The 10,287-nt window shown below is 62.1% G+C and carries 3 protein-coding genes (1 of these 3 running past the window's edge); all 3 read right to left on the bottom strand.

All coding sequences use genetic code 11. The annotated features are described in order from the left end of the window. Nucleotides 1-380: 380 nt before the first annotated feature. The gene (locus BI292_RS22685; RefSeq protein ID WP_101209248.1) at nucleotides 381-2,852 is read right to left on the bottom strand and encodes a TonB-dependent receptor; all 2,472 of its coding nucleotides are present in this window, start codon (nucleotides 2,850-2,852) and stop codon (nucleotides 381-383) included. A gap of 337 nt (nucleotides 2,853-3,189) precedes the next feature. Then, entirely contained in the window at nucleotides 3,190-6,438 is a 3,249-nt protein-coding gene (locus BI292_RS22680) for an amino acid adenylation domain-containing protein (protein ID WP_101209247.1), read from the bottom strand. Further along, a protein-coding gene (locus tag BI292_RS22675; RefSeq protein ID WP_101209246.1) for a non-ribosomal peptide synthetase crosses the window boundary here: on the bottom strand, nucleotides 6,435-10,287 show its 3' end. The gene runs 9,725 nt beyond the window's last position; only the last 3,853 of its 13,578 coding nucleotides appear in the window; the start codon falls outside the window, past its right edge — the gene reads right to left on this strand; its stop codon occupies nucleotides 6,435-6,437. Before BI292_RS22675 ends, BI292_RS22680 begins: the two co-directional genes overlap by 4 nt.

The following is a 10,287-nucleotide window of genomic DNA, read 5'->3' as shown; positions in this document are numbered from 1 at the left end:
GGGCCCACGGAGCAGGACCGGAGCGAGGGCATGCCGAGCCACGGCGAGGCACCGAACGAAAGGGGCAAGAGCGCTTTGGTTACTTTCGCGCTTCTCGAAAGTGACTCGCTGTAAGAGCGAAACCCAATGCCGCCGTGACCGCAGAAATGGATATGTACACCCGACAAGAACAAGTCGGCTGATAGAAAGCTATCGCGAGCAAGCTCGCTCCCACAATTGGGTTTGCGTACACCTGTGAGAACTACGTCGGCGGGTAGAGAGCTATCGCGAGCAGGCTCACTCCTACAGGGATTGCGCAGACTCGGGGGATACGGGTCGGGCCAATAAAAAGCCCGACTCACACATCGCGAGTCAGGCCCAATCAAACAGCGAAAACGCAATCAGAACTCAGGCGTGTACTTCACACTGAACATCACATTACGCGGATCACCATAATTATTGTTGCCATTAATCTGATTGTAAGCCGGCGTGAAATAACCCTTGTCAAACAAGTTGTTCGCATTCATCGCCAACTCGATCTCCGGCGTCAACTGATAACCGACCCGCGCATTCCACACCGCATAACCCGGCACATTCACCGCATGATCGAAACCCACCGTGTGAGTCTGAGCGGTGAAGCCCAAACCCGTGCTGACCTGCTTCCAGTCGCCAGTGAACTGATAATTGCCCCACACCCGCAACATATGTTTCGGCGTCCACCAGCTAAAGATCTTGCCCTCGTTCTCCGGGTCTTCCAGATACTTCGTAGTGTTATAGGTATAACCGGCAAACAGTTGCAGATTGTCGATTACCTCACCGCTGATCTCGGCATCCAGACCCTGACTGCGGACCTTGCCCGAAGCATTCGAGCAATACCAACCGTCACAACTCTGCTCGCCGGCCGTGTCGATAACGGCGCGGTTTTCCTGGTCATAACGGAACAGCGCCAAGGACGTATTGATGCGGCCATCCATCAACTCGCCTTTGATGCCCACTTCATAGTTGCTGCCGATAATCGGCTTGACCACCGAGCCGCCCGTAGTGCGTTCGGTCTGCGGCACAAACACGTCGGTGTAGCTGGCGTAGACCGACCACTCGCGGCTCAGGTCATAAATGATCCCGGCGTAAGGCGTGACTTCACCGGATTCGGTGGAGGTGCTTTCAGGTTCTTCGGTGATGGCGGTGGTGGTCTGGGTCCAGGATTTGTAGCTGTAGTCGTACCAACTGACCCGCGAACCGAGAACCAGCGTCAAGTCGTCGACCGGTTTGACCCGCCAGCTGCCATACAGGCCTTTCTGGCGAATGTCGTATTCGCTCGGGAAGCCACGGCCACCCGGGCTGTTGATCAAACCTTCGTAGCTGATGTCCGGACGATCGTGATTGATGTCGAAGATATTGTCGGAGCTGTTATTGAAGGTACGCGCGTATTTGTCATCGGTAGTCACCTTCGAATAATTGCCGCCGAACATCACTTCCTGCTGCATCGACCAGGCGTCGAACTTGCCGGTGACGTTCATGTCCAGAGCGACTTTGGTGGAGTCCAGGTCGGTCAGGAAGTCCGCGTATTGCACCCCGGTGCCGTCGGCGTTGATGCCGTTTTGCACGCGCTGGTTTTTCGCTTTGTTGGTTTCCGTCATGCGCACGGCGCCGACCTTGAAAGCCCAGTCGTCGTTGAAACGGTGTTCCAGATCGGTGTAAAGCGTGGTGACATCGATGTCCGAATGGTTCCACTTCGCGCCGGTGTACGTCTTGCGTGGCAGGTCGATCGGTTTGCCGTCGGCATAACGCGGGAAGCCGCGGACATTGGAGCGCGATTCGCCGTCGGACTGGCTGACCGCGAAGCCGACCGTGGTGGCGTCGCTCAGGTCAAAGTCCAGAGCGCCGTACAGCGAGGTGGTTTCGTACCATTCGGAATCAACGAACGAGTGGCTGTTGTCCTGGTCGGCGACGAAGCGGCCGCGGATCGTGCCTTCCTGGTTCAGCGGTCCGCCGGCGTCCAGTTGCAGACCGTAGTGATCCCACGAACCGGCCTTGCCAGTCAGGGTGACTTTGGGTGCTGCCTGACCGCGTTTGCGCACCAGGTTGACCGCGCCGCCGGGGCTGCCGGTGCCTTGCAGCAGACCCGAGGCGCCACGCAGCACTTCCATGCGGTCGAAGAAAATCAGGTCCTGGGTGGCCCAGTTGCCCAGCGCGTAGGTGTTACGCGGGATCGGCACACCGTCGTACTGCCAGTCATCGATCTGGAAACCGCGCGACGACAGGACCAAGCCTCTGCCCACGCCCTGCGCGCCGACCAGACCGGTGGTTTTGTTGGCCGCGTCCTTGAGATCGACGATGCCCTGATCATCCAGTTGCTTGCGGGTGATCACCGTCACCGATTGCGGAATTTCCCGCAGGGTGTGAGTGCCCTTGCCAATGGTCACGGCGTTCGAGGTGTACGAGTTCGAACCTTCAGTGGTGGCGCTGGCCTGTTGCGCGCTGATGGTCGTGGCGCCCAGTTCCAGGCCCTGAGTCGAGGTGCCGCGCACCAGCATCAGCGTGTTGCCTTCAAAGCTGTAGTTGACGCCCGTGCCGCTGAGCAACTGGCTGATCGCCGCTTCGCTGCTCAACTTGCCGCTGACCTTTGTACTGCGCAGGCCGGCCATATCGTCGGCGTTGTAGATCACCTGTTGATTGGTCTGCGCGCCAAATGCCTGCAGCGCCTGCGGCAACGACTGGGCAGGAATATTGAGACTGAATTCTTCGGCACAGACCTGTGCGCTGAGTGGCAGCAGGCATGTCAGGCCGAGGCTGGCCATGGAACGACGCGAGCGCAGGGATCGGGCAATGACCAACGCCTTGAACAGAGGTTTGAACTCGTGAATTGCTGACATCGTGCTCTCTATTATTGAAGTGGTTAAGACCAATGGGCGCCCGAGCACCCTGTCGCTGCCAGACCTGAAAACCGCTTGCCTCGGCGGCCAGTGCAGGCGCGGGTGGCAAGTCGTGACCGGCCCCTCCCCGGGCTCGATCGCTGGTCCGGACAGCGGAAAATGTTTGATGCAGTCGGTGCAACTGAACCTTGTGGCTACCCTGCCCGGTTCGATTTGTCTGCTTACGTTAGTAAGACGCAGCACCGGGGAAAAACCGGAATGAGTTTATTTATCATTCACAATAATTTTCACAAAAAAAGGCCGGCGCACTAAACGCCGGCCTGTTTTTTCCGTCGCCTCAACCGTTTAAAGCAGCCTTGGCGTTGTGCAATTGCCGGGCTTTTTCGGTGAGCAGGGCTTTTTCTTCAGGGCTCATGTTGTCCAGACGCACCCGCGCCTGGGCAATTTTCTCCAGTTGGCCGGGGTTGCTTTCCTGCGCGCGCAACGCCGCTGCCAGGCCCGCCACGGTCGGATGATCGAAGACCACGCCCGGCTGGATTTCGCACTGCAACAACTTGCGAATGCCCGCCACCAGTTTGATCACCAGCAACGAATGGCCACCGGCAGCGAAAAAGTCGCGGTCGATGCCCAGCCGCTCGACACCGAGCAATTGCGCCATGCGCGTGGCCAGCAGTTGCTCCAGTGCATCGCGCGGCGCCAGGCCTTCGTCATTCGCCGGAATGGCGGCCAATTGCTGCAACGCGCGGCGGTCGATCTTGCCGTTGGCCAGGCGCGGGAAACTGTCGATGAACTGCAAATGCTGCGGCAGCATCACGCTCGGCAAGCGCAGCGCCAGTTCATCGCGTATAGCCTCAAGCGCCCCGGCCGCCGGTGTTTGCGCAGCGACGATAAACGCGAGCAGCCCCGCTTGCGCGCTATCACCCGGCAGCATCAGCGCCTGCGCAACGTGCGGCAGACGCAGCAACTCGGCTTCGATCTCGGCCAGTTCAATGCGGAAACCGCGCACCTTGATCTGCTGGTCGCGGCGACCGTGCAGTTGAATCGCCAGGTCCGGGCGATAACGCGCCAAGTCACCGGTGCGGTACAGCCGCTCCTGAGGATTGAACGGGCTCTGTATAAACACCTGCGCATCGGCCTCGGCATTCACGTAGCCACGGCACAATTGCGCGCCGCCCAGGTACAACTCGCCGAGCACACCGACCGGCGCCAGTTGCAGGTTGTCGTCGAGCACGAACACTTTATTGTTGCCCAGCACCTGCGAAAAAATTCCGCTGTCCGCTGCATCGGCGTCCAAACGCAGCGGATGCACCAGCACGCCAACCGTGGCTTCGGTCGGGCCGTAGTGGTTGAACACCCGGCAATCGCTGCGCAACCGGGCGAGCTGTTGCACCAGCGCCGGAGCAATCGGCTCGCCGCCGAGAATCAGCGTGCGCGGCAGTTGCGCGCGTTCGCTGGCGAGCAGCGCGGCAAGGTGCGACGGCACGATTTTCAGGCAATCAATCGCCTGGTGCTGGACGAATTCAGCGAACAAATTGCCATCCTGCATCTGCTCGTCGCTGGCCACGTGCAGCGTCGCGCCGTTGAACAGAGCGCCGAACAGCGCGGTGTTGCCGAGGTCTGCGGCCACGGTGGAGGTGAATCCGAACTGCTTGCACAGCGGCAAACCCAACGCCTGACTGGCGTGAGCGGTGTAGTTGAGCAACTGCTGATGCTCAATCACCACGCCTTTCGGCACACCGGTAGAGCCGGAGGTGAACAGCACGTAGGCAGCATCGCTGGCCTGCGTGTCGAACGCGGTGACCGAGACTGCCGAGCCCGGCGCCGATGTCGATTGCAGCACGCGTTGCACAGTCGCCACGGGCAGCGGCTGATCGTGCCACTGGCCGATCTGCCCGTCCGCGACCAACAGCAGCGCCGCGCCGGCCTGTTCCAGCATCAAGGCTTGGCGCGCCACCGGCCACTGCGCATCCAGCGGCAGGTAAGCGGCACCGATGCGCCAAGCGGCGAGCATCGCCACTACCAGGTCTGTCGAGCGCGGCAAGGCTAGCGCAATCACCGCGCCCGGCGTCAGGCCTTGGTCCTTCAGGGCCTGGGCCAGCGCTTCGACGTTGGTCTGCAACTGCGCATAACTGAGGCGTTGTTCGGCGTCGCTCACGGCAACCGCGTCCGGCGTCGTCTGCGCCCAATCGGCAATGCGCTGCGGCAGGTAGCGGCCATCGATCAAGGCTTGCGCGGGCGGGTTGAGCGCCAGCAGACGTTGCTGCTCGGCGGCGCCCGACACCTGCACCTGAGCGATTTCGCTGTGAACATTGGCGACAATGCTTTCGAGCACGCTGTGCAGTTGCGCGATCAACCCGTCAATCGCCTGCGCCGAATAGCGCGACGCTGCGTAGTGAATGCGCAACGCCTGCGGGCCGCCCGCCGAATCGGCTTGCAGCTCCAGCAGCAATTCGAACAGCGCCTCGCCCGACTCGGCACGCGACTGCGCCGACCACTGCAGCCCGGCAGCAGTGTGCGCCTGCGCAGCCCGGCTCAGGGTAAATCCATAAGCCGGGCGCGCCGCGCTCGGCGCCAGTTCCGCCGACCAGTATTCCTGCCAGGTGCGGTGTTCTTCCAGCCGCGCGGCCAACTCGGCCAGCCACGTGCTGAACGGCGCGCGCGCGTTCAAGGACAACTGCAGCGGCAGGGTTTTCTCGAACACGCCCACGGCAGTGTTGAAGTAGTCGTAATCGTCGCGACTGTCATGCCGCGCGCCGACCAGCATCTGCTCGTGCCCACTGAGTCGGCCCAACAGCAACCACCAGGCACCTTGGACCAGCACCTCCAGCGGTTGCCCCAACGAACCGGCCAATTGCTGCAAACCCTCGCGCAACGCCGGCTCAAGATTGATCGACTGCAACGCGGTGCTTGATGGCAACGCCGCGCCCGAGTTGCGATAAGCCAGCCACGGTGTGCTCAGCTCGGCGTTCGCCCCTTGCAGATGCTCCTGCCAGTAAACGCGCGCGCCGGCGGCGTCTTCGTCGAGCACCACTTCGCTGCGCCATTCCAGATACTGGCTGAATTCCCCGGTTTCTTCGTCGTCCTGCGCCGTCTCCTGCGCATACGTCAGCAGCAATTGCTGATAGAGCAGGCGCACGCCACTGTCATCGAAGCTGTAGCGGGCCAGGCCCACGACCAATTGCCAGCGCTCATCGGCCAAGCGATACAGCACAGCCTGCGCGCCCTCGGATTCCCCGACGACATGACAACGTTCTGCCCATTCAGCCAACTGCGCCTGGATCTCTGCAGGCGTCACGACCCGCGCCTGCACCGTCAGCGGAAACCGCTCGGCAGCCCCGGCAAACTGCCGAAGACCGTGCAAACCCGGCGCTTTAGCCAGCCGCGCGAGCAACATCGGCTGCTGCGCCAGCACGCTATCGAGGGCGGATTGCAGGCGCTGCGGATCGAGCGCTCCAACAATGTCGACTTGCAGAAACCGCAGCGCATCAGCGCAAACCGGCGCCGCCGGCAGCCGTTCCAGCAACAGTTGCTGCTCGGGGGTCAAGGCGTAACCCAGATCCTGCTGGTCCATCGTTACCTCGTTCATGCTCCGGTTTCCTCGGTGTTCATTGCGCGTTCAAGGGCGCTGCGGTCGAACATGTCGCCCATCGCCACGACGATCTTGCGCGGCCCTTCGAATGGATCACGGGCGTGCGCCACCAGCATGTTGTCGAGCAGGATGGCGTCACCCTTTTGCCAGTCGAAACGCACCGCGCACTCTTCGTACAGATCGCCGATGCGTTGCATCACTTCATCTTCAATCGGCGAGCCGTCGCCGTAGAACACATGACGCGGCATGCGCTCGAGGCCGAACATCGACAGCAGGTCTTCGCGCACATCCGGCTCCAGCCAATAGATGTGATGCAGTTGCACCTGATTGAAGAACGACTTGGCGCCGGTCACCGGGTGACGAATGATCGCCGGACCCGGCGTGCGGGTTTGCAGTTCGTTGTTGTCGAGCCAACGCCATTCGATGCCACCGGCGCGGCACCGCGCTTCGACTTCGGCGCGGTCCTCGGTCTTGAAGAAGTGCTGCCAGGACACGTCAAGGTTGTCGGTGAAGGTGCGCACGTAGAGCAGGCCTTTTTCCTCGAACTTGTCGCGCAGGCCCGCCGGCAGTTTTTCGTACATCAAGCGGCAATCCACCACCGGCGTCGCCCCGCCGACCGGCGCGGCCTGCTCGCAATAAAACATTTGCTTGCGCGGCCAGCGGTCCTGATGCGAGCTCTCGTTGTGGAACAGGATCATCTTGCGCTCCGGGTACGGCGTGGAGCGGTAGGTGTTCTTGCCGCCCTCCTTCTTCGGCAGATCGCCGTACTGGCCGTACAACCCCGGCTGGATCGCTTCGGCAAACGCCTCGAAACCCTGAATGCCATCGAGTTCGAAACCGCGGAACAGGATCCCGGCATGGGTCGCCAGTTTGGCTTCGATCAGCGGCCGGTTGTGGTTGATCCACTCGATCAAATCCAGCTGCGGCTCGTTCGGTTCCAGCAGCAACGGGAACGGCTGCGGCGCGGCCATCAGCGATTCGCGCACCGGCGCTGGCCGGGCCTTGGCTGCCGGGGCGGCACCGCGTTTCAAGAATTTGCCGAGCTTGTCGGCCTTCGGTGCCGGGGCTTGCGGTGCTGGGGCCTGAGGTGCGGGCGCGGCTGGCTTGGCGGCCACCGCGAAATTGTCGACTGGCATGCTGATAGCTCCCAATTGAATGTCCTGATCAGCGACGATCTGTTCCAACAGGGCTATCCAGGCCTGCACCAGGTGCTGAATGCGCTCGTGTCCGAACAAGGTTGTGGCGAATTGCCAATTACCCAGCAATTGCCCTTCTTCATCGTCAACGAACAACGCCATGTCGAATTTAGAATGGGTCTCCAGCGCCGGCAGCGATTCGACGCTCAAACCGCCCATGGCGCGGGTGCTTCCCGGCAGGTTGTTCATCACGAACAACACCTGCACCAGCGGGTTCATGCCTTTGTGGCGCGGCACGCCCGAAGCCTCGACGATCATGTCGAATGGCAGGTCCTGATGCTCAAGCGCGCTGAGCAGGGTTTCCTGGGTCTGGCCGAGGAACCGGGCGAACGGCATCCCGGCATCGAACCGCGAACGCAGCGGCAGGACGTTGACGAAGAAGCCGATCAGGCGTTCCAGTTCCGCTTGCTCACGTCCGGCGACGTCAGCGCCGACCAGCACATCCGCGCCGCCACTGACCTGATGCAACAACACCTGGAACGACGCCAGCAGCGTGCTGTACAAGGTCACGCCGCGTTGCATCGACAACTGGCGCAGCGCCGTGCTCAGGCCCGAGCTCAGGCGGAATTGCACGGCATCGCCCTCATAAGAAGGCGTCGGCCCGCGCGGGTTGTCCGTTGGCAGCGACAACTGGCCGTTGTAACCGGCGAGCCGGGTCTTCCAGTAATCCGCCTGACGCGCCAGCACACCTTCCTGTTCGAGGGCCTGCTGCCACAACGCAAAGTCGGAATACTGCACGTCGAGCGGCGGCAACGGCGTCGAATCAGCGACTTTGCTGCGGTCGTAAATCTGCACCAGTTCGTTGACCAGCAGGCCCATCGACCAGCCGTCGGAAATGATGTGGTGCATGGCATAAAGCATCACGTGCTCGGTCGGCCCCAGGTGCAGGATCCGCCCACGCAACAGCGGCGCGTGCTCCATATCAATCGGCGTGCGGGCGTTTTCCAGCGCCGCTTGCGCGACCAGTTCTTCCTGCGCGCTGCGCGACAGAGCGGACAAGTCGATCACCGGGAAATCCAGTTCGACATGTTCGGCAATCAGCGCAATCGGATCACCCTCATCGTCCTGGGTGTACGCGGTGCGCAGCACTTCGTGACGACGCACAACTTCAGCGAAGCTGCTGATCAGTCGCTCGACCGACAGCTCGCCGCGCAAGCGCAACGCCATCGGCATGCCATACGCCGACGTGCCACCGGACAGTTGCTCGGCGATCCATAAGCGGCGCTGCACCAGCGACAGCGGTGCGCTGGTTTTACTGCCATGCGCTTTGAGCAGCGGTGCTTTGAGCAGCGCTGCATCGCTGACGGGCAAGCCTTGCTCGAACAACCGTTGTTCATGCATATAGGCCGCGAGATCTTGCAGGCGCGGGTGGCTGAACAGGTCACGCAGGTTCAGCGGGCAATCGCTGAGTTTGCGCAGACGTGAAACCGCCTGAGTCGCCAGCAACGAATGTCCGCCGAGCTCAAAGAAGTGGTCGTTACGCCCGACTTGCTGCAGTTCCAGAACCTCTTGCCAGACCGTGGCGATCTGCTGTTCCAGCACGCCGACCGGAGCGATAAAGTCGCCGGACGCCGCCGTCGCATCGACACGCGGCAACGCCTTGCGGTCGATCTTGCCGTTGGGGCTCATCGGCAGGGTTTCGAGCAGCAGCACATGCGCCGGCACCATGTAATCCGGCAGGCTGGCGCGCAAACGGGCCTTGAGATCTTCACGCAGCAGCGCTTGCGACGTCGCATCGCCACGGGCCAGTGCCGGGTCATCGAACGCCACGTAGGCGACCAGTTGCTGACCGATGGCCGCCGGTTGCGCCACCACCAGCGCCTGACGCACCGACGGTGCCTGTAGCAGATGAGTTTCGATTTCACCGAGTTCGATGCGGAAACCGCGAATCTTCACTTGGTGGTCAAGCCGTCCGGCGTAGTCGATCAAGCCGTCGGGGCGATACCGCGCCAGGTCACCGGTGCGGTACAGACGACCACCGCCGAGCGGGTCGAACGGATCGGGAATGAAGCGCTCGGCGGTCAGGTCTGCACGATTGAAATAGCCGCGCGCCAGCAAATCACCGCCAATCACCAGTTCGCCGACCACACCGACCGGCGCCGGTTGGCCATGCATGTCCAGCACGTGCAAACCGCGCCCCTGCAACGCATGGCCGATCGGCATGGTCGCCGGCAGCGGCCGTTGGCCGAGTGCGTAGTCAGTGCAATCGAGCTCCGTGGCGCTCACCGCCGCTTCGGTCGGGCCGTAGGTATTGAGCAGGCGCACGTGCCCGAGGCCAGCCTTGGCCCAGGTCGCGACGCCTTCCGGCGGCATCGCTTCACCGCCGACACTGACCAGCCGCAACCGGCCGTAGTCGCGTGGCGCGCTGGCGGCGAAGTCCTTGACCAGCATGTTCCAGTAAGCCGTGGTCAGGTCGCTGAGGGTGATCTGTTTGTCCAGCACTTCGCGATGCCAGGTTTCGCTGTCCCAGATTTCCGCACCGCGCAGCACCACCGAGGCGCCGCAGATCAGCGGCGGGTAAAGCTGTTCGACGAAGGCATCGAAGTTGAACGTGGCAAACTGCAAACCGCGATCCGCAGCGCTCAAACCATGGAAACCCACGGTCACCTGGGTATGCCGGGCCAGCGCCGAGTGATTGATCGCCACGCCT

This window comes from Pseudomonas sp. 43NM1 (assembly GCF_002836905.1).
Classification (GTDB): Bacteria; Pseudomonadota; Gammaproteobacteria; order Pseudomonadales; family Pseudomonadaceae; genus Aquipseudomonas; species Aquipseudomonas prosekii.
This window is presented reverse-complemented; position numbering and strand designations above follow the sequence as displayed.